Annotated in this window: 19 protein-coding genes; 11 read left to right on the plus strand and 8 right to left on the minus strand. The window is 65.5% G+C overall.

What is annotated here, in order from left to right; translation table 11 throughout:
- The first annotated feature begins 177 nt into the window (after positions 1-177).
- Positions 178-3516, plus strand: coding sequence for a PAS domain S-box protein (locus QX094_RS06700; protein ID WP_316186053.1), 3339 nt, complete (start codon positions 178-180; stop codon positions 3514-3516).
- Here QX094_RS06700 and QX094_RS06705 read toward each other — a convergent pair.
- Positions 3501-4712, minus strand: a complete 1212-nt coding sequence (locus QX094_RS06705; protein ID WP_316166891.1) for an NnrS family protein — start codon at positions 4710-4712, stop codon at positions 3501-3503. The two genes, QX094_RS06700 and QX094_RS06705, sit on opposite strands and share 16 nt — an antisense overlap.
- Before the next feature lie 170 nt (positions 4713-4882).
- Here QX094_RS06705 and QX094_RS06710 point away from each other — a divergent pair, with 170 nt between their 5' ends.
- Positions 4883-5602 (plus strand): Crp/Fnr family transcriptional regulator, encoded by a 720-nt coding sequence (locus QX094_RS06710; RefSeq protein ID WP_316186052.1) that lies wholly within the window; start codon positions 4883-4885, stop codon positions 5600-5602.
- On the opposite strand, the gene QX094_RS06715 is transcribed toward QX094_RS06710, so the two are convergent.
- Both QX094_RS06715 and hemN read right to left on the minus strand, forming a co-directional pair.
- Positions 5603-5806, minus strand: a complete 204-nt coding sequence (locus QX094_RS06715) for a DUF1858 domain-containing protein (RefSeq protein ID WP_409999240.1) — start codon at positions 5804-5806, stop codon at positions 5603-5605.
- Positions 5807-5878: 72 nt separating this feature from the next.
- On the minus strand, positions 5879-7231 hold the full coding sequence (gene hemN / locus QX094_RS06720; RefSeq protein ID WP_316186051.1) for an oxygen-independent coproporphyrinogen III oxidase: 1353 nt from the start codon (positions 7229-7231) through the stop codon (positions 5879-5881).
- A gap of 211 nt (positions 7232-7442) precedes the next feature.
- On the opposite strand from hemN, the gene QX094_RS06725 reads away from it, so the two are divergent.
- The 4 genes from QX094_RS06725 to QX094_RS06740 all read left to right on the plus strand — a co-directional run bounded on the left by QX094_RS06725 (position 7443) and on the right by QX094_RS06740 (position 11927).
- Positions 7443-7652, plus strand: a complete 210-nt coding sequence (locus tag QX094_RS06725; RefSeq protein ID WP_315810588.1) for a hypothetical protein — start codon at positions 7443-7445, stop codon at positions 7650-7652.
- 347 nt (positions 7653-7999) lie between these two features.
- A complete protein-coding gene (gene nirK, locus QX094_RS06730) occupies positions 8000-9094 on the plus strand; it encodes a copper-containing nitrite reductase (protein ID WP_315754991.1) in 1095 nt (364 codons plus the stop codon).
- A 51-nt stretch (positions 9095-9145) separates the two neighbouring features.
- A complete protein-coding gene (locus tag QX094_RS06735; protein WP_315754989.1) occupies positions 9146-10027 on the plus strand; it encodes a formylglycine-generating enzyme family protein in 882 nt (293 codons plus the stop codon).
- A gap of 178 nt (positions 10028-10205) precedes the next feature.
- Complete coding sequence (locus tag QX094_RS06740) at positions 10206-11927, plus strand: hypothetical protein (RefSeq protein WP_316186050.1); 1722 nt, start codon at positions 10206-10208, stop codon at positions 11925-11927.
- Positions 11928-11935: 8 nt separating this feature from the next.
- Here the strand turns inward: QX094_RS06740 and QX094_RS06745 are convergent, their stop codons facing one another.
- Together QX094_RS06745 and QX094_RS06750 are read right to left on the minus strand one after the other, a co-directional pair.
- On the minus strand, positions 11936-12586 hold the full coding sequence (locus QX094_RS06745; RefSeq protein WP_315717539.1) for a 3-oxoacid CoA-transferase subunit B: 651 nt from the start codon (positions 12584-12586) through the stop codon (positions 11936-11938).
- Positions 12586-13314, minus strand: coding sequence for a CoA transferase subunit A (locus tag QX094_RS06750; RefSeq protein WP_315717540.1), 729 nt, complete (start codon positions 13312-13314; stop codon positions 12586-12588). Before QX094_RS06750 ends, QX094_RS06745 begins: the two co-directional genes overlap by 1 nt.
- A 310-nt stretch (positions 13315-13624) precedes the next feature.
- Between QX094_RS06750 and QX094_RS06755 the strand changes: the two genes are divergently transcribed.
- From QX094_RS06755 to QX094_RS06775, 5 genes are all read left to right on the plus strand, one after another.
- Positions 13625-15574, plus strand: a complete 1950-nt coding sequence (locus tag QX094_RS06755) for an AsmA family protein (RefSeq protein ID WP_315769536.1) — start codon at positions 13625-13627, stop codon at positions 15572-15574.
- A 142-nt stretch (positions 15575-15716) separates the two neighbouring features.
- Positions 15717-17099, plus strand: coding sequence for an ABC transporter substrate-binding protein (locus QX094_RS06760; protein ID WP_315717541.1), 1383 nt, complete (start codon positions 15717-15719; stop codon positions 17097-17099).
- A gap of 116 nt (positions 17100-17215) precedes the next feature.
- A complete protein-coding gene (locus QX094_RS06765; RefSeq protein WP_315717542.1) occupies positions 17216-18091 on the plus strand; it encodes a sugar ABC transporter permease in 876 nt (291 codons plus the stop codon).
- Positions 18088-18939: a carbohydrate ABC transporter permease gene (locus QX094_RS06770; RefSeq protein WP_315717543.1), complete on the plus strand. Its 852-nt coding sequence runs from the start codon at positions 18088-18090 to the stop codon at positions 18937-18939. The genes QX094_RS06765 and QX094_RS06770 overlap by 4 nt, the downstream gene beginning before the upstream one ends.
- Before the next feature lie 7 nt (positions 18940-18946).
- Positions 18947-19933 carry an alpha/beta fold hydrolase gene (locus QX094_RS06775; RefSeq protein ID WP_316186049.1) on the plus strand — a complete coding sequence of 329 codons (987 nt, stop codon included), beginning with the start codon at positions 18947-18949 and terminating at the stop codon, positions 19931-19933.
- Between the two features lie 101 nt (positions 19934-20034).
- Here QX094_RS06775 and QX094_RS06780 read toward each other — a convergent pair whose 3' ends face one another.
- The 3 genes from QX094_RS06780 to QX094_RS06790 all read right to left on the minus strand — a co-directional run bounded on the left by QX094_RS06780 (position 20035) and on the right by QX094_RS06790 (position 23102).
- Positions 20035-20847, minus strand: a complete 813-nt coding sequence (locus QX094_RS06780; RefSeq protein ID WP_316187688.1) for an ABC transporter permease — start codon at positions 20845-20847, stop codon at positions 20035-20037.
- Between the two features lie 171 nt (positions 20848-21018).
- A complete protein-coding gene (locus tag QX094_RS06785; RefSeq protein ID WP_316187689.1) occupies positions 21019-21933 on the minus strand; it encodes an ABC transporter permease in 915 nt (304 codons plus the stop codon).
- Entirely contained in the window at positions 21930-23102 is a 1173-nt protein-coding gene (locus QX094_RS06790) for an ABC transporter ATP-binding protein (RefSeq protein WP_316187690.1), read from the minus strand. Before QX094_RS06790 ends, QX094_RS06785 begins: the two co-directional genes overlap by 4 nt.
- Positions 23103-23152: the final 50 nt, after the last annotated feature.

Raw genomic sequence — 23152 nt, forward strand, 5'->3', positions numbered from 1 at the left:
CTGCGGCCCACGAGGAACACATTAAGGTTATCCAAGCTTTAGCAGGACAGGAGCGCGGCCCCGCCGTGGACCTCGGCCCTCAAAACGCGCGATAGTAACGAATTCTTAACGCGACCAGTTCCGACAGCCGATCCGTCGGCCGATCAACATCACAAGAGCCATTTGCCGTCGTCGCCCATGACCTACGCCGATCTCGAATTGCAGGCCCTCAGCGACCCCCGGCTGGCCGTCCACGCCGCCGGCAGTCTGCCGGCCTGGCTTTGGTCGGCCGATGGCAGCCGTGTGCTGTGGGCCAATGCGGCCGGTGCGCGCGCCCTCGGCGCGGCGAGCGCAGCGGCGCTGATCGCTAAGGCGCTCGGCCCTGCCGACGCGCATCGTCGCCAGGTCGCTCAATTGGGACGGCGGCTGCCCGAGACCGGCGCCGTGCGGCTCGAACGTCTACGTGGTTTCGGCGCGCCGCTCGGCACGCTCGCGACCTGCGGCTGCGCCCGGATCGATCTGCCGGATGGCACGCGCGCGGTGCTGATCACCGGCACCGACGGGGGTGGACGTAGCTTCCCCCTGGCGGATCGCCTGAAGCGGCTCGTGGAGACGAGTGAGCATGCGCTGATCGCATTCACCCAGGACGGTCAGTTCGCCGGCATCAGTTCAGCCGGACGGCGCCTGTTTGGCATGCGCGACCTGAGCGAGCCGGATTTCGTCGGGATACGCAGGGCGGCGCTGGCCGATGGCATGGCCGAGGTGGCGTTCGGCACGGAGCGCGCAGCGCTCTACCGCATCGGCAGCGGCAACCAGGTTGGGCTGGTGGCCGTCCCGATGCCGGCCCCTGCCGAGGAGATCGAGGCGCCGGGCACGGCGCCAATACCTGAGCCAACCGCGGATGCCGCCCCGGCATCACCACCCCCCGTGGACGTTGCCGCTGGGCCCGCGGTCGTGACTTCGCCTCCTCTTCCGATGGATGCAATGACTGAACGCCAAACCGACGACGAATCCCCCGCGCTGTCGAAAGCGCCGGCCGAGTTCCTGCTGATCGACGATCCGGCCGAGGCCGACCTATTCAAGGCGTCGGCGCCGCAAACGGAAGATCACGCGCATCCTGCCGATTCCGGCGCGGCCGACCCTTCAGTCGGCCGCCGCCATCCGCTCCGATTTTCCTGGCAGATGGATGCCGAGGGACGGTTCTCGATCGGCTCCGATGAATTCATCCGCCTGATCGGGCGGCACAGCGCCGCCAAGCTCGGCCGTCCCTGGCATGAGCTCACTGCATCGTTAGGCCTCGATCCCGAAGGGCGGGTCGGTGCCGCGATCGAAACGAAAGAGACCTGGAGCGGGATCGTCGTCAGCTGGCCCGCCGAGGGCGAGCGGCTTGCGGTCGAATTGTCGGGACTGCCTGTCCTGACGGACGAAAGAACCCATGCCGGCTATCGCGGCTTCGGCGTCTGTCGCGACCTCGACGCCCTGGACCGGCTGGCCGCACTGCGTCGCCCCGCATCGACCGATGCAGCCGCGACCGATGCTCCGGACGCCGACGAAACCGAACCTGCCCAATCCGACCATGTGCAGGCCGCAGATGTGCCGCCGCAGCAGGACAACGTCACTGCGTCATCGCGTGAGGCTTCCATTGCGCCGGACGTACACCACATCGACGGTATCGGGCTCGAAACGACCGGGAACGTGGTCCCGTTCCGCGCTCCGGGCGAGTCCAAGCATCCGGTGCTCACGCCGGTGGAGAACAGTGCGTTCCATGAACTCGCGCGTCAGCTGTCGGCCCGGCTCGAAGGCGAGATCCGCAACTCAGCCGCGGGCGTCGCGAGTGCGGCGCTCGAGCCGGGATCGCGCGTGAGCGATCCGTCGGTCCCGCCGCAGCAGCAGGCTCCGTCGGCGACGGAAACGGCGACCGATCATGGCGCGGAGCTGCAGACCGAATGGCTCAGCCCCGAGGAGCCGCCGGCCCAGGGCGACAGTCAGCGTGACCGCATCCTGCTCGACCTGCTGCCGACGGGCATGCTGATCTACCGGCTCGATCGTCTGCTCTATGGCAATCCGGCCTTCTTCAGGCAGATGGGCTACGCCGATCTTGCGGCCCTGGAGCAGGCAGGCGGGCTCGATGCGCTCTATGTCGAGCCGGGCGTGTCGTCCGCGTCGAACAAGTCGGAGGCCGGCACCCCCGTCACGATCTCGGCCGCCGACGGCTCCTCCAGCGAGGAGGTGAAGGCGGAAGCCCGCCTGTTCACGATCACCTGGGACGGCGATACCGCCCATGCCCTGATCTTCGCTCCGGCGCCCGGCACCGCAGCCGCGGTTCCGACGGCCGCCGACGCCGCACCGATGTCGGCGCAGGCCTCGGCTGCACCGGCCCCCCTGGTCGTGGCCCCGCCTCCGGCCGCCGGCCACGCCGAAGCCGAAGATCTTGCGGCGATCCTCGACGTCACAGCCGAGGGCATCCTGATGTTCGACGCCGGCGGCAACATCCACGCCTGCAACCGCAGCGCCGAGGCGCTGTTCGGCTACGATGGCGCGGCGCTGGTGCGCCGTAACCTGATTGAGCTGTTCGCGCCGGAAAGCGCCCGCCTCGTGCTCGATGACCTCGACAGCGTGCAGCAGGCCGGCGCGTCGAGCGGGCTCGATCAGGGCCGCGAGGTGCTCGGGAAGGTCGCTCAGGGCGGCGTCATTCCGTTGTCGATGGCAATTGGCCGGACCCGGCCCGGCGGTCCGAATTTCTTTGCCGTGTTCCGCGACCTGTCGCAACTCCATCGCGGCGATAGCGAGTTGCTGCAGGCTCGTCGCGTGGCCGATCGGGCCGCCAACGCCAAGGCCGACATGCTGGCCCGGATCAGCCACGAGGTGCGCGCGCCGCTGAACGCGATCATCGGCTTTGCCGAGGTCATGATCGGCGAACGTTTCGGCACGATCGGCAACACGCGCTACGCCGAATACATGAAGGACATCCGCGCCTCGGGCGAGCGCGTCGTCTCCCTGATCGACGATCTCTTGGAGCTGTCGCGCATCGAGACCGGCAAGCTCGAGCTCACCTTCACCAGCCAGAACCTCAACGAGCTGGTGGAGAACTGTGTCGCAGTGATGCAGCCGCAGGCCAACCGCGCCCGCATCATCATCCGCACCTCGCTGTCGCAACTGCTGCCGCCGGTCATCGCCGACACAAGGGCGCTGCGCCAGATCGCGATGAACCTGATCTCGGCCTCGATCTCGCTGGCAAATCCCGGCGGCCAGGTCATCGTCTCGACCGCGCTGACCGATTTCGGCGAGGTCGCGCTGCGCGTGCGCGACACCGGTCATGGCCTGAACGATCAGGAGGTGGCCGCCGCGCTCGAACCGTTCCGTGCGCCCTCGGCTTCCGAGCAAGGCCCCGATGGCGCCGGTCTCAGCCTGTCGCTCACCAAGGCGCTGGTCGAAGCCAACCGGGCGCAGTTTCATATCAAGGCGGCGCCGAAATCCGGCACGTTGATCGAGGTGGTGTTTCCCCGCGCCGTGGCGCGCAATCAGAGCACTGGTTGAGCCGATCCCGCCCGCCGCACGGCCAGTGACCGACGCTTGAGACCGAGCAGAAGCGGACCGAACACCAGGACGAAGCCGGCGAATGCGACGATCCAGGCCAACGCCGCGACGTGCAGCAGCACCTCGCCGTGCGCCGGCGCCACTGCGGCGCAGATCCGCGTCACCGCTGCGATGATGATCGCCAGATAGATCGCCTGGGTCGCGGGCGCGGCCGTCAGCGCCTGGCCGGTGTGGCCGAGCGTGGCCCGCGTCATCACGGAAAGCGTCGTGATGCCGGCGGCTCCGACCATCCAGGCATGCAGCCCGGCGCTGGGCAGAATCCATCCGAGGCTGGCGGCCGCCGTGAGCAGGAAGCCGAGCGGAACGAACATGTAACCGACATGCAGGATGACCAGCAGCCGTTCGCGCAAGGTGCGATCGCCGGCCCAGCGCGCGAGCCTCACCACATGCAACATGCCGGCCGCAGCCAGCGCGAGCGCGGTCGGCGCGCTCTCAGGAACCAGGATCCAGCCGAGCAGGCTCAGCGCGCTGAACAGCACGACCGCGATGTCGAAGCGGCCGAACGGCGCCGGCAGCCGGCCGGGATTGTGCTTGACCAGCCAGTTGCGCGTGAAGCTCGGCGTGATGCGGCCGCCGATCAGCGCGAGCAGCAGCACGATCACGGCAACGCCGACGCGGATCGCGTAATCGGCCGAGCCACGCAGATGGGCCTCGACGTGGAAGGCGATGTTGCCGGCGCACAGCACCGTGACGATCGCGACCACCGGCAGATTGCGCCAATTGCGCCCGGCGACGATCTCGCGCGCCGCGGCCAGGACGACGAGCACGAGGAAGCTCGCATCGATCAGCAGCGCGGCCCACCAGGGACCCAGCGCCGACACCGTGACGGCCAGTCGTCCGGCCGTCCATACGAGCACCAGGGTGAGCAGCGGCAGGCCCCGGATCGGCAGCCGTCCGGTCCAGTTCGGGATCGCCGTGAACAGGAAGCCGGTGACGATGGCCGGCAGGTAGCCGTAGAGCATCTCGTGCACGTGCCAGTCTCGGGGGACAAAGCCCGAGCTCAGCTTCAGCTCACCGTAAAAGGCCGGGAGCCAGATCAGGATCGCCAGCGCAGCCTGGAGCGCGCCGAGCAGGAAGAACGGCCTGAACCCGTTGGCGAGGACGGTCCAGCCCTGATAGTTGCGTGGAATGGCCATGTGCATGCTCGCTCGATGAAGGACGGGAACCGCACCGATCTCGGCGCTGTGCTTAACATGTAGTTGCGCGTCGCCCACTATGGCTTGCGCCAGCACAAACTTCCGACGGATCGCAAAAACGTGCTATTGAGCGCCGCAAAATTGAGCCGAATCCGGCCCCGGAGAACATCATGGCTTCCATCGACCGTTCGCTGGTCGCGCATCTGCCGCTGTTTGCAGGGCTGTCCGCTGAGGATCTCACGGACGTGCTGCGGGAGGCCCGCTCCCTTCGCGTCCCCCGCAACGGCGCGGTGTTCGAGCAGGGCGCCGATGCGACCTCGTTCTTCCTGCTGCTCCACGGTCATGTCCGCGCCAGCAAGACGACGCCCACCGGCGACCAGATCGTGGTGCGCTATGTCGTGCCAGGGGACACGTTCGGCGTCGCCCCCGCCATCGGACTCCAACATTATCCGGCGACAGCGACCGCCGTCGATGACAGCATCGTGCTGGCCTGGCCGTCCGCCTCATGGCCGCGGCTGGTCGCGAAGTTCCCATCGCTGGCGGCGAACACGCTGCAGACGGTCGGCCAGCGGCTGCAGGAAAGCCATGCGCGCGTGATCGAAATGTCGACGCAGCAGGTGGAGCAGCGCATCGCGCATGCGCTGCTTCGGCTCGCCAACCAGGCCGGCCGCAAGCTCGATCATGGCGTGCAGATCGATTTCCCGATCAGCCGGCAGGACATTGCGCAGATGACCGGGACGACGCTGCACACGGTGAGCCGCATCCTCTCCGGCTGGGAGCAGCTCGGCCTGGTCGAAAGCGGCCGTCAGAAGATCGTCCTGCGCGAGCCGCACAAGATAGTGCTGCTGGCGCAGCAGGGCGCCGGCGACGCGGCCGCATCCCGCACCTGATCACGTGCAGGCACACAGGGCCGCGAGGAACGCGTCGGGATCGACGCCATGCTCGTGGCAGGCATCCGCGACGTTGTGAAAACAGGCGATCGGGCAACCGACGCAACGCATCTGGAAAGCAAGAAAGACGCCGATCGTCTCCGGCCTTCGCCGCATGACATCGTCGACCAGTTCATCGAAGGAGATTGGCATGCGCGCCTCCATTCCAGCGCGAACGGTAGCGGGCATGCCCTTTGCGGTCTTTGTCGCGGCACAAGCACCGCGGCACCTCGACAGTCAGACCGCCCGGCTGTGCAGCTGCTTCGACGCGTCGAGATGCGCATCGAACGCCGCAGCGACGCTGCGCACCAGGAACCGGGAATGCTCGCTCACCGCGAGCGTACCGCCGTTGAGCTCCACCACACCGTCGGAGATCAGCGATTGCAGCCGCGGCGCCGATCTCAGCATGTCGTCGGCGTCCGTGCCATGGCGGGTGCAGATGACGTCGAGATCCACGCCGTAGTCGCACATGATGCGCTCGATGATGTCCGCCCGCAGGCGGTCGTCATCGGTCAGTCCATAGCCTTTCACGGTCGCGAGGCTGCCGGACGCGATCTTCTGCTCATAGGCCCGGACCTGCGGCGCGTTCTGGACATAGCCTTGCGGCAGCTGTCCGATCGCCGAGGCGCCGAAGCCGAGCAGCAGATCATTGGTATCGGTCGTGTAGCCCTGGAAATTACGATGCAGCCGGCCTTCGCGGAACGCGATGGTCATCGGGTCCGTGGGCAAGGCGAAATGATCGAGCCCGATCTGGACGTAGCCTGCGTCCTTCAGCGCGTCAGCGATCGCGCACGCCTGATCGTAGCGTTCCAGACTGTCCGGCAACGCCGAGTCCTGAATCTTGCGCTGGTGCGTCTTGAACGATGGCACATGAGCGTAGCCGAACACGGAGAGCCGGTCGGGGCGCAGGTCGATGGCGCGCCGGACGGTGTCGAGACAGGACTCGACGCTCTGATGCGGCAGTCCGTAGATCAGGTCGAAGTTGATGCCGGCAACACCGGCCTGACGCAACCCGTTCGTGGCCGCCGCAGTCTGCTCGAAGCTCTGCACGCGGTTGATGGCCTGCTGCACCCGCGGATCGAAACTCTGCACGCCCAGGCTGGCGCGATTGACCCCGCTCACCCCCAGCGCCGCGATCATCTCCGCCGTCAGCGTGCGCGGATCAATCTCGATGGCGATCTCCGCCGATGGCAACACGAAAAAGGAATGGCGCAGCGATCCGACGAGATCGACGAAGGACTCCGGCGCCATGATGGTCGGCGTGCCGCCGCCGAAATGAATGTGCCCGACCTGCAGCCGCCGGCCGATCTGGCGCGCCACCATGTCGACCTCGCAACGTAGTGCCGATTCGTAGACCGCAATCGGCTCGTCGCGTTTGGCGACCATGGTGTTGCAGCCGCAATACCAGCACATCGAGCGACAGAAGGGCACGTGCAGGTACAACGATGCCGTCGCGCTTGCTGGTATCGCGCGCAGCCATTCTGCGTAGGTGGACGGGCCGACCGCGTTGGAGAAATGAGGCGCCGTGGGATAGCTGGTGTAGCGCGGGAGGCGCTCCTGTCCGTAGCATGCTGCAAGATCTGGTCTCATGTCCTGCCTGTCACCTGAGCGTGTCGACCTGGGGTTCGGAGGTTCTTGACACAAGGCAAGAGGGACGACCTTGAGCTTTCTCAAGGCGCGGCCGGCAGATACCCTGTTGGAGCAGTAGAACGCCGGTGATCACCGCGGACTTTGCGCTTCCTCAAAGTGGCCGGCTCATTTCCCGTCATCATCGAATCATCGACGATTCGAGGAAATCGCAATGGAAGCTGTGCAACTGCTGATCCGTTCATTTGCTCTCCTCGCCGGCATCCGCGGCCATATCCCCCAGTCCGACGGCTTCGAATCGTTCCGCGACGAGTCGGGGCCGACAGGCCTGCTCGGCAACATCGCCATGTTCATGACCACGGTGTTTTGCATCGCGGCGGCAGTGGCCTTCATGGTGTTGCTGGCGGTGCGCTGGCTGAGCTGACGAGTTCGGGAGCCCATCGTCGATCGGTCCAGAGCTGCGCTCTGAAGCGCGCATCATAGCGCCCGCGATTCTCGTGCCGTATGGGCAAACGGACAGATCCCATCTTATCGCGTCGTCGCGCGGGACAGTCCGACCCGCTTTGCTCCGCACCCTGTCCGGCCTCCCAAGAAACTGCGCGCCGATGCAACTCATTCGCGCGCTGCGCGGGCGCAGCCGCGCCAAATTCGCTCAAAATCCGCCGCCTGATTCCGCAATTGCGAAGTTGCTTGTTGCAGCACAAACAAGCCGAGTTCCAACGGGAGCATGGTGATTGCGGCACTACAACAGATCCAATGAAGGAGCGATCCATGTTGACCCGCCGCACCGCCATGTTCAGTGCAGCCATCGCCGCGATGATGCTTGCGGCTCCCGCGATGGCCGAGGACCTCAAGCTGCCGCGCCAGAAGGTCGATCTGGTGGCTCCGCCGTTCGTGCATGCGCACGAGCAGGCGACGAAGCAGGGGCCCAAGATCATGGAGTTCAAGCTCGTGGTCCAGGAAAAGAAGATGGTGATCGACGAGAAGGGCACCACCTTCCAGGCCATGACGTTCAACGGCTCGATGCCAGGCCCGCTGATGGTGGTCCATGAGGGCGACTATGTCGAGGTGACCCTGGTCAATCCCGCGACCAACAGCATGCCGCATAACATCGACTTCCACTCCGCGACCGGAGCGCTGGGCGGCGGCGCGCTGACCCTGGTCAATCCGGGCGAACAGGTCGTGCTACGCTGGAAGGCGACGCGGACCGGCGTGTTCGTCTATCACTGCGCCCCCGGCGGACCGATGATCCCCTGGCATGTCGTCTCCGGCATGAACGGCGCCGTGATGGTGCTGCCGCGCGACGGTCTCAATGACGGCCGCGGACACGCGCTGCGCTACGATCGCGTCTACTACATCGGCGAGCAGGACCTCTACGTCCCGCGCGACGAGAAGGGAAACTTCAAGTCCTACGACTCGCCCGGCGAAGCCTATAGCGACACCGAGGAGGTCATGCGCAAGCTCACGCCGACCCATGTGGTGTTCAACGGCAAGGCCGGCGCGCTCACCGGAAAGAATGCGCTCACGGCCAATGTCGGCGAGAACGTTCTGATCGTGCACTCGCAGGCGAACCGCGACAGTCGTCCGCATCTGATCGGCGGCCACGGCGACTATGTCTGGGAGACCGGCAAATTTTCCAACGCGCCGGAGACCGGGCTCGAGACCTGGTTCATCCGGGGCGGCTCGGCAGGCGCCGCGCTCTACAAATTCCTGCAGCCCGGCATCTACGCCTACGTCACCCACAACCTGATCGAGGCGGCCAATCTCGGCGCGACGGCCCATTTCAAGGTCGAAGGCAAGTGGAATGACGACCTGATGACGCAGGTCAAGGCCCCGGCGGACATTCCGACCGGCACGACGAACTGATCGGCCCTGGGGGCCGGCGTATCCGGCCCCCACTCTCCTGAGTGTGCTGCCATGCTGCTCGCTTTCAAGCTCAAGCTCACCATCGCCTGCGTCGTCGGATTGGCTGGCCCGACCGCAATGGCACCGATCCTTGCCGATCTGCCAAACCGCGTTGCGGACTTCGACGGCCCCGCCCTCACCGAGATCGCACCTGGTACGATCAGCTACCGCGACTCCGGTGACCATCTCCGCAGCGGGCGGCAGGCCGAAGCGCCCATCACGACGGTCCGCTTTGATCATCCGCTGACGATCATGACGAACCAGGTCAGTGCCGCGGACTACCACGCCTGCGTCGAAGCGCATGCGTGCCGCGCGCTCGATCGCAACGTTCCCATCGCCAGCGATCGCCCGGCCGTGCAGGTGAGTTGGCATGACGCGGTGGCCTACGCCGAATGGCTCTCACACCGGACCGGCCACAGCTATCGTCTGCCGACCGATACCGAGTGGGCCTATGCAGCGGGCAGCCGCTTCAAGGACGATGGCGTCTCGATCGACGACGCCGATCCCTCCCGACGCTGGATTGCCCGCTACGAGCGGGAAGCCGCGCTGCAAGAGGACTCCGAGACGCGCGGCTTCGGCAGCTTCGGCATCAACGAGCACGGCATTGCCGACCTCGCGGGTAATGTCTGGGAGTGGACCTCGACCTGCTTCACACGCAAGATGCAGGATAGTGCAGGTCGCGTCACCAAGACCGTCAGCAATTGCGGCGTGCGGCTGGCCGAAGGCGCGCATCGAGCCTACGTGACCGACTTCATCCGCGACGCGCGCGCCGGCGGCTGCGCCTCCGGCACGCCACCTGCCAATCTCGGCTTCCGGCTGGTCCGCGAACAGCCCTCATGGAGCCGCAGCATGACGCAGCGTCTCAGCCGGCTCCTCGGCGCCATTCGCGCCTGACGCGGCGTGCTCAGCGTTAAGCACGCTCGACAGCAACCCATGCCGGTGCCGGATCGGCGGTGCCCTGACACTGGCACAAATGACAGTCACGCAAAATCAACTTTCGATTGCGAGATGCAAGCTACAAACGTTAGACAATTTTCGTTGAGAGACGCGATAAGCGGACCAGGAGGCGAGTGTGAATTCTCGACATCCGCCGGTCTTCTTCACGTCCGACCTGCATGGTTACGGAATTGGCAACACCAGCTGGTTCGACGACGATTCGCCCCGCGCACTGGCTGGACGCTGCCTCATCGACGCGCTCGAATATCTGCGGACGTCGCCTAAATTCGCCGCCAGGGACTGGCACGTGGTGAATGCGGGCGCGGCGCGTCTCGTGCACCAATGTCTCACGGACGGCGCGCTGGCGCGCAAGGATATTCTCGATCGCGTGGCTCCCGCCATCGAACAGGCTTGCGCACGGATCGTCGCGAGCCGCCAATATCGCATTCCGTTCTATGGCGACGACTTCTGGGACTGGGCCAGTGTGGTCGACGGTTTGTGCGAGGTGCAGCAGGTTTCGGTGACCGCGGCCCAGGTCGCAAGACGCGAGCTCGACCAGTTTCGCAGGACCGTCCACATCCGCATGCCGAGCGGTCTCTCGGTCGGCGACCCCGAGCACGAATGGTTCGGACCGGCGATCGCAACACGCGCCTATCGTCTGCTGGATTCCCGCGCATCGGGAATAGATCCCGACCTGCGCAACGAGTTGCAGGCGCAATCGCTCGAACGCATCGAGCGCGGCAGGTATCGCGGACGGCAGGTGACGCCGTGGCAATTGAGCTGGCACTACGGTCAGGTCGTCGGCGAATTCCAGCGCGCCGCAAGCGAGCAGGCGGCCGAGCTGGCTGATTTTGCCTGGCTCGCCGTTCCGCTCGAACTTGGCAAGCGCGCCCAGGTTCTCGCGCGCATCCTGCAAGGAGCCTACGCCGTCAAGGACCGCAGGACCGTCCTGCAGGCATTGGAGGAGCTCTACCGTTGCGAGACACCCGGCCGCCCGCTCGGCCAGGGCGTGATCGGCGCCGGCATCGAGGCCTCCCTGGACGTGCTCGAAGCGCTGTGGCAGCAGCTCGATGGTCGGGAGAAGGCCAGCATCAACGCGATGCTCGACGCGCTGCGATTTCTCCATGCCAAAGCCAACACGATCGGTTTCGTGGTCGAAACGCCGGAGGATATCGAAGCCCTGGTCCAGGCCATGGGCCCGGGCACACTGATTGAACAGCGCAACGCGGCGCGCGCCATCATCAGGCATTCCTGCTTCCATGCGGTCGTGTGCCTCGGGCGATCGATGGCCGAGGTGGCGAGCGCGGCCGCAGTGGCGATCGAAGAGCATGGGGCGCAGTGGCTGATCATGCCGGGACGGGCCGAAGCACTGGGCCCGAATCTCCCGCACGCGGCCCGCGGCCCGCGATTCGTCGGCGCCGGCCCCGGTGATCTCGTCATCGCCACCGCGGTCGCGCCATTCCGGATTCAGATCAAGCTGCGCGACGCGCTCAGCATTGCCGAGCCGCCCTTGGTCGATGACAGCGGAATGATCATTCCGGCCGATCCCGAGCTTTGCCGCCTCGCGCACGAGGCCGCGGATGGCATGCTGGATGACATCGGCGTGTTCTTCGAAGGAATGACGGTGACGTGCGATGGCGACGGCACGAATGCCGAGATCTCGGCAGCGTTTCCAGGCGCGCTTGCGACGGATAACATGGCCTATGCGATGGGGCTGATCTGCCTCAGCCGCAGTGTGCCGTGTCTCATCATTCAGGGGCTGGCGGAGACCGCGCAGTCCACTGCTGCGAGCCCGCCGCGGCGAGCGGCATGCCGGCTCGCCGTCAAGGTCGCGGAGATGCTGTGCCGGCGCTGGTAGCCGCGCCCTCAGGCATTCTTGAGCGCGACCCGGAACTCGGCTTCGGTCTTGGCCTTGACCTCGTCGAGCGTCACGCCGTCGGCGAGCTCGATCAGGGCCATGCCGTCATTGCCGTGCTTGTCGATCGTGAACACCGCCAGATCGGTCACCACCATGTCCACCACGCGCTCGCCGGTCAGCGGCAAGGTGCACTGCTTGAGCAGCTTCGGGCCATCCTTGGCGCTGTGCTCCATGACCACGACCACGCGCTTGACGCCGGCGACGAGATCCATCGCGCCGCCCATGCCCTTCACCATCTTGCCGGGGATCATCCAGTTGGCGAGATCGCCGTTCTGGGCGACCTGCATGGCGCCGAGGATCGACAGGTCGATGTGGCCGCCGCGGACCATGGCGAAGGATTCGGCTGACGAGAAATAGCTGGTGATCGGCAGCTCGGTAACGGTCTGCTTGCCGGCATTGATGAGGTCGGGATCCTCCTCGCCCTCATAGGGGAACGGACCCATGCCGAGCATGCCGTTCTCGCTCTGCAGCGCGACGTCGACGCCCGGCGGAATGAAGTTGGAGACCAGCGTCGGAATGCCGATGCCGAGATTGACGTAGTAGCCGTCCCGCAGCTCCTTGGCGGCGCGCGCCGCCATCTGCTCTCGCGTCCAGGCCATCAGACTTCCTCCCCGGCTGCGGCGGCGGCTTCACGTTTGCGCACGGTGCGCTGCTCGATGCGCTTGAGCGCAGTTCCGACCTGGATGATGCGCTTCACGAAGATGCCCGGCGTATGAATGTGGTCGGGATCGATCTGGCCGGCCGGCAGCAGATGCTCAACCTCCGCGACCGTCACCTTGGCCGCAGTGGCCATCATCGGATTGAAGTTGCGCGCGGTCTTGCGGTAGACGAGGTTGCCGGCAGTGTCGCCCTTCCAGGCGTGCACGATCGCCAGATCGGCAAACAGACCGCGCTCCATCAGATATTTCTCGCCGTCGAACTCCCGCACCTCCTTGCCCTCCGCGACCAGCGTGCCGACGCCGGTCTTGGTGAAGAAGGCCGGGATGCCGGCGCCGCCGGCGCGGATGCGCTCGGCCAGGGTGCCCTGCGGGCAGAATTCGAGCTCCAGCTCGCCGGCCAGATATTGCTGGGCAAACAGCTTGTTCTCGCCGACATAGGACGAGATCATCTTCTTGATCTGCCGCGTCTCCAGCAGCCGGCTCAGGCCGATGCCGTCCACCCCGGCATTGTTGGAGATGACGGTGAGGTCCTTCACCCCGGACTCGCGAATGGCGTCGGACAGGGTTTCTGCGATGCCACAAAGACCAAACCCACCCGACATGATGGTCATGCCGTCCTTGAGGAGGCCGGCAAGGGCGGATTTGGCGTCCGGATAGACCTTGTTCATACGGGAATGACCTGATGGAGAGCGGCGACCGCGCGGATATCGACCGGATTATTAGGCGAAATCTTCGCAATGCGTCAATGATGCCTTCCCAACGCGCACATCCTGCTTTAGCTGTCGCACCAGCCTGCGCCTCCGTGGCGATCCGGAGTCCGGAATATCAGGGCTCCGCCGCAATCCGGCCACACCGGCGGCGTGGCCTTGAAAGCGTCAAGAAAGCGCATCAAGTTGTTGATGTTGGCAGGGGTTTTCGGCGCACCCTGCCCATCCCGCGTAACCAGCGATCCGACGATCCCAGGACATGTCCGTGACCATGGCCCAAGGAATGAGGCGCCTCGGCACACCGATCGCGGTGCTGCTGGGCATCGCGTTCGTGGCCCTGCTCGCGAGCTCCTGGCTGGTCAATCGCGAGGCACTGCGGCAGGCGGTGGAGAGCCAGATCCGCGCGGTGACCGGCCTCGAGCTCGTCGTCAAGGGACATATCGACGTCTCCTTGTTTCCGGGCAGCTATGTCTCGTTCCACGATGTCGGCCTGAAGGGCAGCGGCACCGAGGATCCGGCCCTGCGCGTCGACGTGCTGACCGCCAATCTGCAGTTGTTGCCGCTGCTGCTGCAGCGGTTCGAAATCGCCGATGTCATGATGCTGCGGCCGCAGATCAACGTCACCCGCGAGGCCGACGGCAACAGCAACTGGACTCCCTTCATCGAGACCATCGCGCGCACGATGCGTCCGGGGCCCGACAGCCAGATGTCGTTCTCTGAGATCCGCATTCAGGACGGCATCCTGGTCTACGAGGACACCGACCACCACGCTTCCGAGCGGCTCGACGATATCGACCTGTCGCTCGCCTGGCCGTCGATCTCGCGCTCGTTCGCGGCGACCGGGCAGTTCGATTGGCGCGGCCAGCGCATCGAGGGCTCCATCAGCGTCAGCGACTTCCTGGCTGCGCTGTCGGGGGACCGGTCCGGCTTGAAGATGCGGCTCGCCAGCGCGCCGCTGAAAGTCGCCTTCGACGGCACGGTCGCGAACCGCACCAGCGCGCTGATGGAAGGCATGCTGACGGTGGATAGCCCTTCGCTCCGCGATGCGCTGCGCTGGACGGGGCAGACGCCGCTCGGCGGCGGCGGCTTCGGGCGCTTCGCCTTGCGCGCCCGTGCCAACGTGGTCGGCGCCTCGATCGCCCTCACCAATGTCAACGTCGAACTCGACGGCAACACCGCCGAAGGCGTGATGACCTACGCCAATAACGGCCGGCAGACGCTGCAGGCGACGCTGGCGGCCGACGCGCTCGACTTCACCCCCTACATCTCGACGGTCCGGCTGCTGGCCAATGGGGCCCGCGACTGGAATCGGCAACTCTTCGACCTCAAGGCCTTGTCCACCACTGACCTCGACATGCGGCTATCGGCCGCAAAGGTCACGGTCGGCTCCTCGAAAATCGGACGCACGGCCTTCGGCGCCAACCTGCGCAACGGCGTGCTCGCCCTCTCGGTCGGCGAGGCTCAGATGTATGGCGGCATCGTGCGCGGCTCGTTCGGAATCGCCCGTGCCGACACCGTGGCCGACGTGAAGGCTGAGCTGCAATTCAACGATGTCGATCTGCAGGCCTGCGCGAACGAGATGTTCGGCGTGTCGTCGCTGTCGGGACGCGGCAATCTCAACGTCTCGCTGACGGCTTCGGGCTCGAGCCCGTTCGGGCTCGCCCAGTCGCTCGACGGCAGCGCCAACCTGCAGGGCCGCGATGGCGCGATCTCCGGCTTCAACGTCGAGCAGCTCCTGAAGCGCCTCGAGCGCAGCCCGCTGTCGCGCGGCGGCAATTTCCGCTCCGGTTCGACGCCTTACGATTCGCTGACGATCGCGGTCAAGTTCTCCGAGGGTATCGCGACCGCAGAGGACATCCGCGTCGAGAGCCCGACCGCGCGCATCACGATGACCGGTACGGCCTCGGTGCCGACACGGGAATACGATTTCAAGGGCGTCGCGAGCCTGCTGTCGTCCGGCAACGGCAGCAACGGCTTCGAACTGCCTTTCGTCGTCCAGGGCCCCTGGGAAGATCCACTGATCTTTCCCGATCCGGAAAGCCTGATCCGCCGCGCTCCGGCCGCCGCCCCTCTGCTCGATGCGGTCAAGGACCGCAAGACGAGGGATGCGGTGCGCTCGGTGTTGGAACGATTCACCGGCGGCGGATTGCGCCCGGCGCAGCCAGACACTGCGCCGCAGGCTGACGCCCCGACGGGCGACCCTCCCACGAAGCAGAACTGACCGACGCGGCTTGCTTCGCGTGCCGATACGCGGCCGCCGTCACGACCTATGTCTGATATATTACTTCTGGATCACGTCGGGTCCCTGGGCTAGTGTCCGGCCGCAACCGATCAAGCAAGATCGGCGGATCAGGGAGAGACACGTGAAATCCAGGGGAATGGGTGCGCTTTCGATCGCAGTCGCAGCCGCCGGGCTTTTTTGCGCTGCAGCACCAGCCATCGCTCAGGACACCATCACGATCTGGTGGAGCAAGGGCTTCTACAAGTCCGAGGACGATGCGCTGCTCAACGTCGTCAAGAAGTTCGAGGCCAAGACCGGCATCAAGGTCGAGCTGTCGCAATACGCGATCCAGGACATGATTCCGAAGACGGTCGCCGCGCTCGATTCGGGCACCGTACCCGACGTGGCCTACGCCGACACCTACGACGTTCAGGCCCAGGGCAAGTGGGCCTACGAAGGCAAGCTCGAGGATCTCACCGACATCCTGGAGCCGATGAAGTCGGCGTTCGCTCCGAACACGCTCGAGACCGCCTACCTCTACAACAACGTCACCAAGAAGAAGGCCTATTACGGCTTCCCGCTGAAGCAGCAGAGCATGCACGTCCAGATCTGGGGCGACCTGCTGAGCAAGGCCGGCTTCAAGCAGAGCGACATCCCCACCAAGTGGGAAGACTACTGGACGTTCTGGTGCGACAAGGTGCAGCCGGCGGTCCGCAAGGCCACCGGCCAGCGCATGTATGGCGTCGGTCAGCCGATGGGCGTGGAATCCACCGACTCGTTCCAGTCGTTCTACACCTTCATGGACGCCTACAACGTCAAGCTGGTCGACGACGACGGCAAGCTGCTGGTCGACGACCCCAAGGTGCGCGACGGCCTCGTCAAGGCGATGAAGGATTATACCGACACCTACATCAAGGGCTGCACGCCGCCCTCGTCCACGACCTGGAAGGATCCGGACAACAACGTCGCGTTCCACAACAAGACGATCGTGATGACCCACAATTTCACGATCTCGATCGCGGCCAAGTGGTTCGAGGACTCCACCAACCCGGCGCTGACGCCCGAGCAGCGCGCGGCTGGCAAGAAGGCCTATGAGGAGGACATCATCACCGCGTCCTTCCCCAACAAGCCGGACGGCACGCCGATCAAGTACCGCTCCGACGTCAAGACCGGACTGATCTTCGCCAATGCTCCTCACAAGGCGCAGGCCAAGGAATTCATCAAGTTCCTGATGCAGGAGGAGAACCTCGGCCCCTACATCGAGGGCGCGCTGGGCCGCTGGTTCCCGGTGACGACCGCAGGCCAGAAGAGCCCGTTCTGGCAGGCCGACCGCCATCGCAAGGCCGTTTACACCCAGTTCACCGGCGGCACGACGCCGTTCGACTTCACCAAGAACTACAAGTTCACGATCCTCAACAATGAGAACGTCTGGGCCAAGGCGATGAACCGCGTGGTCAGCGAGAAGGTGCCGGTCGAGAAGGCCGTCGACGAGCTGATCGCGCGGCTGAAGGAGGTCGCCGGCTAGTCTCTCGCCTCGCGAGGCACTAGCTCGATATCCTGACAACGACAACAGATCCCGGCCGCAGCGCATGCGGCCGGGATGGCTTATAGGCGGGAAGAGACGACCCGGGAAAAACGACCATGGCGATCACGCTCTCAGCTTCCGATTCCGCAATCGCGGAGGCGCCGCGCCCGGTGCTGCTGACACCGTCACAGGTGTGGGGCATCGTCATGCTTGCCCCCTATCTGCTCGTCTTCCTCGCCTTCGTCGTCTATCCCGTCGGCTACGGCCTGTGGCTCGCCCGGGAGCCGGCCAGCTACGTCGCGCTGTATAACGACCCCATCTTCGCGCGCGCCGCCGTCAACACGCTGATCTTCCTTGTGGTCGGCATCAATCTGAAGATGGTGATCGCGCTGTTCCTGTCCGGCTTCTTCATTCAGCAGCGCGGCTGGATCAAATGGCTGTCGGTCATCTTCATCCTGCCCTGGGCGGTGCCTTCGATCCCGACCATCCTTTCGGTGCGCTTCATGCTCAATCCCGAATGGGGCGTCGTGAACCAGCTGATCTTCAAGTTCACCGGCGAAGACGGCCCGAACTGGCTGAACGACCCGACGGTCGCGCTGTCGATGGCGATCGGCATGCACATCTGGAAATCGCTGCCGTTCTGGACCCTGATCCTGATGACCGGGCGGCTGGCGATCTCGCAGGACCTGTTCGAGGCCGCCGAGGTCGACGGCGCCACCTGGTGGCAGAAGTTCCGCTTCATCACCTGGCCGTCGATGCAGACGCTCTACATCACCTGCACGCTGCTCTCGATGATCTGGACGCTCGGCGACTTCAACAGCGTGTATCTCCTGACCGGCGGCGGTCCGGCCGATCTCACCCACGTGCTGGCGACGCTCGGCATCCGCTATCTCCGGCTCGATCAGCTCAGCCTCGCGATGGCCTCGATCGTCTGCGCGATGCCGCTGGTGCTCCCCCTGGTCTATTTCATGATGAAGCGGTTGTCGCGATGAAGCTCCCCACCCTGCGCGAAGTCGGCACCGAGGCCCGGCTGCTGCTGATCGGCATCCCCGTCTTCATCTGGACGATGATCCCGATCTACCACATGTTCCTGTTCGCGATCTCGCCGAAGGAGGACGCGTTCTCGGGCAAGCTGTGGCCGGACCATCCGACGCTGCACAATTTCTCGATCGTGTTCCACCAGCAGCATTACTTCCTGCGCGATTTCTGGATCCAGTTCGGCAACTCCGTCATCATTGCCGCCGCCGTCGGCGCGCTGACCCTGGTGATCGCGACTTGCGCGGCTTACGCCATCTCGCGCCTGCGCGTGCCCGGCAGCCGGGTGGTGATGAACCTCGCGCTGTTCACCTATTTCATCCCGGCGGCGTTCCTCGCGGTGCCGATGTATCGCACCATGGGCAAATACGGCCTGCTCAACAACGACTGGTCGCTGATCCTGGCGATGGTGACGATTGCCTCGCCCTACGCGATCTGGGTGCTGAAACAGGCCTCCGACAAGCTGCCGGTCGAGCTGGACGAGGCCGCCGTCATGGATGGCGCCAGCCCGCTGCAGATATTCCGCCTCGTCTATGTGCCGCTGATGATGCCCTCGCTGGTCGCGATCGGAACCTATGCGGTGCTGCTGGCCTGGAACGAGTACCTCTACGCGTTCCTGCTGCTGTCGAACGACAAGGATATCACGCTGCCCGTGGCGCTCGGCAACTTCCTGGCCGCCGACGATTCGCCGTGGGAGCTTCTGATGACCACCGGCTTCATCTACGCGCTGCCGCCCGCGGCGGTCTATTATGCCTTCAAGCGCTACATGGTGGGCGGCCTGACCGCCGGCGCCGTGAAGTCGTGACGGAGCGATGAGGGTCGGATTTCGTCAGGGACGGTTCGCCGACGCTTCGCGGCCGAACTGGGACGGCGACGGGCCGCGGCCCATCGACTGGTTCGCCTGGTATCCGGCCACGGATAGCGCGATCGAAGCAGCGCTTCCGGTCGCCCCATGGCCGCAAGGATGGTTCGAGGCGGGACCTGCGGCGCTGGATGCGCCGCTCGGTCCCAACGGGACTTGCCCGCTCGTAATGTATTCGCATGGTACCGGCTGCAACGGCCTGCAGTTCGAATGGCTGGCGCGCGAGCTGGCGTCCCGCGGCTTTGTCGCGGTCGCCGTCAATCATCATGGCAACAGCAACGCTGAGCCCTACCGCGCAGAGGGCTTCCTCTGCTCATGGGAACGCCCGCGCGACGTGTCCTTGCTGATCGACCACATCGCCGCTCATCCCGATTTCGAAGGCCGTATCAACCTCGACCGCATCTACGTCGTCGGCTATTCGCTCGGCGGCGTCACCGCCACCGCCTTGCTCGGCGCCATCATGCTCCGCTCGCCGTTCGAGCCAGGCGCCAATCTGGGCCGCGGACCGCGCGAGTTTCCCGATCTCGTCGATCATCTGCCGCGGCTGATGGAGAAGAGCCAGATCTTCCGCGACTCCTGGGGGCGGATGTCGGCCTCCTATCGCGATCCCCGCATCAAGGCTGCGCTGCTGCTGGCGCCGGGCCGATCGGTGCAGGGCTTCTCCGACGAGAGCGTCGCCGCGATCAGCGTACCCGCACGCATCATGGTCGGCGGTGGGGACGCCCTGCTGCCATCCGCGCGCTGGCTGCATGAGCGGCTCAGCGGCAGCACCTTTGATGTCGTTGCCGACGAGGCCGGCCACTATGTGTTCCTGCCGAAGAGCACCGCGCTCGGACGCAGCGCCGACCCGGCGTGCTGCGTCGATCCGCCGTTGGTTGACCGCGGCGCGGTCCACCGCACGGTTGTGGCCGCCGCGTTGCAGCTGTTCGGCGCCTGAGCGACGCTGCCGCAGCATTCTCCGTCATTTTGAGCGCAGCGAAGCAATCCAGAGTCCTTGCGCGGCCCTGGATTGCTTCGCTACGCTCGCAATGACGACTTCTATAATGGCGCAGCGCTCTCGCCGCGATCACTCGACAGCTTTGAAGCTAACGACGCCACGACGATCACCACGGCAATCAGCCCGATCACCAGCGTGCAGATCGCGTTGATCTCCGGCTTCACCCCGAGCCGTACTTCCGAATAGATCCGGATCGGCAATGTCGCCGAGCCCGGGCCGGTGGTGAAGCTCGCGATCACGAGATCGTCGAGCGACAGCGTGAAGGCGAGCATCCAGCCGGCGACCACCGCCGGGGCGATCAGTGGCAATGTGACCATCACGAACGCGCGCAAGGGATCGCAGCCGAGGTCCATCGCGGCTTCCTCCAGGCTGCGGTCGAGCGAGACCAGCCGCGACTGTACGATCACCGCAACGAAGCACATCGTGAGAGTCGTGTGGGCGAGCGTCACCGTCCAGAAGCCGCGCTCGGCCTCCAGCGCCACGAACAGCAGCAGCAGCGACAGGCCGGTGATCACCTCGGGCATCACCAGCGGCGCATACAGCATGCCGGAGAACAGCATGCGGCCGCGAAATCCCTGGCCGCGCGACAGCGCCACCGCGGCAAGGGTGCCGAGCAAGGTCGCCACCGTCGCCGAGGTGGCGCCGACCCGCAGGCTCATCCAGGCCGCATCGATCATGGCGCCGTCGTTGAAGAACTCGTGATACCAGCGCAGCGACCAGCCGCCCCAGACCGTGACCAGCCGCGAGGCGTTGAACGAATAGATCACCAGGATCAGGATCGGCAGATAAAGGAACGCGAACCCGAGCGCCAGCGAGGCGACGTTGAAGCGCGACAGGCGAGAGGGACTAGGCATGACCTCCCCCTCCATCGATCCGGGGGAGGCCCTTTCCGTTCCCTCCCCCCTTGTGGGGGAGGGTCAGGGAGGGGGGTACCCGACAACGACTGCCGATGCGGACCCCCAACCCCAACCCATCCCCGCAAGGGGGAGGGGAGCGAGAGGTCGTGCCTTGCCGCGGTCCATTCATCACCTGCCCTCCTCCAGCTGCCGGCGTTGCAGCCGGTCGTAGAGCAGCAGCGGGAGCAGCAGCACCGCGAGCAGCACGACGGCGATGCTCGAAGCCACCGGCCAGTCCTTGTTGGTGAAGAATTCGAGCCACAGCGTCTGGCCGATCATCAGCGATTTCGAGCCGGCGAGCAGATCGGGAATGACGAACTCGCCGACGATCGGAATGAAGCACAGCAGCGCGCCGGCGCCGACACCCGGCAGCGACAGCGGAAACGTCACCAGCCAGAAGGTCTGGCGCGGCGAGGCGCCGAGATCGGCGGCGGCCTCTTCCAGGGCCGGCTCCAGCTTCGTCAGCGTCGCAAACAGCGGCAGGATCATGAAGGGCAGATAGGAATAGACGATCCCGACGTACATCGCGCTGTCCGTCGACAGCCACACCACCGGCGCGGACACCAGATGCAGCGCGAGCAGGATCTGATTCAACAGGCCGTCATGCTGCAGGATGTTGACCCAGGCATAGATGCGAATCAGGAACGAGGTCCAGAACGGGACGATGACCAGCATCATCGCGATGCCCCGCCAACGCCTGGGCAGCCGCGCCATGCCATAGGCGATCGGGTAGCCGATCAGGAGCAGGATCGCGGTCGACGTCGCCGCGACGACGACGCTGCGCAGATAGGACGCGAGATACAGATCGTCCGACAGCAGCAGGCGGAAATTGTCCAGCGACAACGCAGCGAACGCATCCGAGAGCGACGACAAACCATCAGCCAGCGAGAACACCGGCGTATAGGGGGGCTGCGCGATCGCAGTCTGCGACAGGCTGATCTTGGCGACGAAGGCGAACGGCACCAGGAAGAACAGCACCATCCAGACGTAAGGCGCGATCGCCGCAAATCGCGCCGGACGCGAAAAGATGCGGCGCGCGCTCATCGCTCCAGCACCACGCAATCATCGGGCGTGAACCAGGCCACGACGCGCTGTTTCAGCCCATAGCCGTCGGCGTCGAGTCGGGCCGTGTTGGCTTGCGACGCGTGCAGGACAGCGCCGCCGTCGAGCTTGATCTTGTACACGGTCTTGCCGCCGAGATAGCTCGCATCGGAAATGGCGCCCTCGACACAGTTGATCGCTGCGGCATCAGCCGCCGGCCGGCGAAGCGCGAGGCGGATCTTCTCGGGACGGATCGCGACTGCGACCTTGCTCTCGCTGATCGGAGTGACGGGTTGCGCCGCGGCGAGCTCGCCGGCAGCGGCGGTCGTGATCCGGAGCCGGTGCGACTCACGCGCGGTCACCTCGCCCTCGAACAGGTTGATGTCGCCGACGAACTCCGCGACCCACCGCGACACGGGCTCTTCATATAGGCGGCGCGGTGCAGCGACCTGCTCGAGCCTTCCCGCGTTCATTACCCCGATCCGGCTCGCCACCGTCATCGCCTCCTCCTGGTCGTGGGTGACGATGATGAAGGTCATGCCGAGCTTGCGCTGCAACTCCATCAGCTCGAACTGCGTGCTCTCGCGCAGCTTCTTGTCGAGCGCCGCCATCGGCTCATCGAGCAGCAGCACCTTCGGCCGGCGCGCCAGCGAGCGTGCCAGGGCGACGCGCTGCTTCTGTCCCCCGGACAGTTGATCGGGCTTGCGCTTCTCCAGGCCTTCGAGCCGGACCAGCGCCACCATCTCCGCGACGCGGGTGGCGATCTCGGCGCGCGGCATGCCGGCGCGCTTCAGGCCGAAGGCGATGTTGTCGCGCACGTTCAGATGCGGGAACAGCGCGTAGTTCTGGAACATCATGTTGATAGGCCGCTGATGCGGCAGCACCTGCGCGATCTCCTCGCCCGACAGCAGGATGCGCCCTTCATCCGGCGTCTCGAAGCCGGCCAGCATGCGCAGCAAGGTCGTCTTGCCGCAGCCGCTGGGGCCGAGCAGCGCGAAGAACTCGCCGGCTCGGATGTCGAGCGAGACGCCGTCGACGGCGCGGAAGCTGCCGAAGGTCTTGACGACGTTCTCGATCCGCAGGATCGGCGGCTGAGGATCGGGGCGCGGTTCCGGCAGTAGTGATGCCGCCGGCTCCTCGGCGGGCGCTGGATTTGCGATGTCGTCAGCCATGTCCTGATCAAATCACCCCTGGCCGGCCATAACGCCCGGCCGGTCGGCAA

Origin of the sequence: Bradyrhizobium sp. SZCCHNS1050 (assembly GCF_032484785.1) — a bacterium.
Classification (GTDB): domain Bacteria; phylum Pseudomonadota; class Alphaproteobacteria; order Rhizobiales; family Xanthobacteraceae; genus Bradyrhizobium.

Coding starts and splice junctions, on each gene's coding strand:
- QX094_RS06700 (WP_316186053.1), top strand. CDS start 178: ATGACCTACGCCGATCTCGAATTGCAGGCCCTCAGCGACCCCCGGCTG.
- QX094_RS06705 (WP_316166891.1), bottom strand. CDS start 4,712: ATGGCCATTCCACGCAACTATCAGGGCTGGACCGTCCTCGCCAACGGG.
- QX094_RS06710 (WP_316186052.1), top strand. CDS start 4,883: ATGGCTTCCATCGACCGTTCGCTGGTCGCGCATCTGCCGCTGTTTGCA.
- QX094_RS06715 (WP_409999240.1), bottom strand. CDS start 5,806: ATGGAGGCGCGCATGCCAATCTCCTTCGATGAACTGGTCGACGATGTC.
- hemN (WP_316186051.1), bottom strand. CDS start 7,231: ATGAGACCAGATCTTGCAGCATGCTACGGACAGGAGCGCCTCCCGCGC.
- QX094_RS06725 (WP_315810588.1), top strand. CDS start 7,443: ATGGAAGCTGTGCAACTGCTGATCCGTTCATTTGCTCTCCTCGCCGGC.
- nirK (WP_315754991.1), top strand. CDS start 8,000: ATGTTGACCCGCCGCACCGCCATGTTCAGTGCAGCCATCGCCGCGATG.
- QX094_RS06735 (WP_315754989.1), top strand. CDS start 9,146: ATGCTGCTCGCTTTCAAGCTCAAGCTCACCATCGCCTGCGTCGTCGGA.
- QX094_RS06745 (WP_315717539.1), bottom strand. CDS start 12,586: ATGGCCTGGACGCGAGAGCAGATGGCGGCGCGCGCCGCCAAGGAGCTG.
- QX094_RS06750 (WP_315717540.1), bottom strand. CDS start 13,314: ATGAACAAGGTCTATCCGGACGCCAAATCCGCCCTTGCCGGCCTCCTC.
- QX094_RS06755 (WP_315769536.1), top strand. CDS start 13,625: ATGGCCCAAGGAATGAGGCGCCTCGGCACACCGATCGCGGTGCTGCTG.
- QX094_RS06765 (WP_315717542.1), top strand. CDS start 17,216: ATGGCGATCACGCTCTCAGCTTCCGATTCCGCAATCGCGGAGGCGCCG.
- QX094_RS06770 (WP_315717543.1), top strand. CDS start 18,088: ATGAAGCTCCCCACCCTGCGCGAAGTCGGCACCGAGGCCCGGCTGCTG.
- QX094_RS06775 (WP_316186049.1), top strand. CDS start 18,947: ATGAGGGTCGGATTTCGTCAGGGACGGTTCGCCGACGCTTCGCGGCCG.
- QX094_RS06780 (WP_316187688.1), bottom strand. CDS start 20,847: ATGCCTAGTCCCTCTCGCCTGTCGCGCTTCAACGTCGCCTCGCTGGCG.
- QX094_RS06785 (WP_316187689.1), bottom strand. CDS start 21,933: ATGAGCGCGCGCCGCATCTTTTCGCGTCCGGCGCGATTTGCGGCGATC.
- QX094_RS06790 (WP_316187690.1), bottom strand. CDS start 23,102: ATGGCTGACGACATCGCAAATCCAGCGCCCGCCGAGGAGCCGGCGGCA.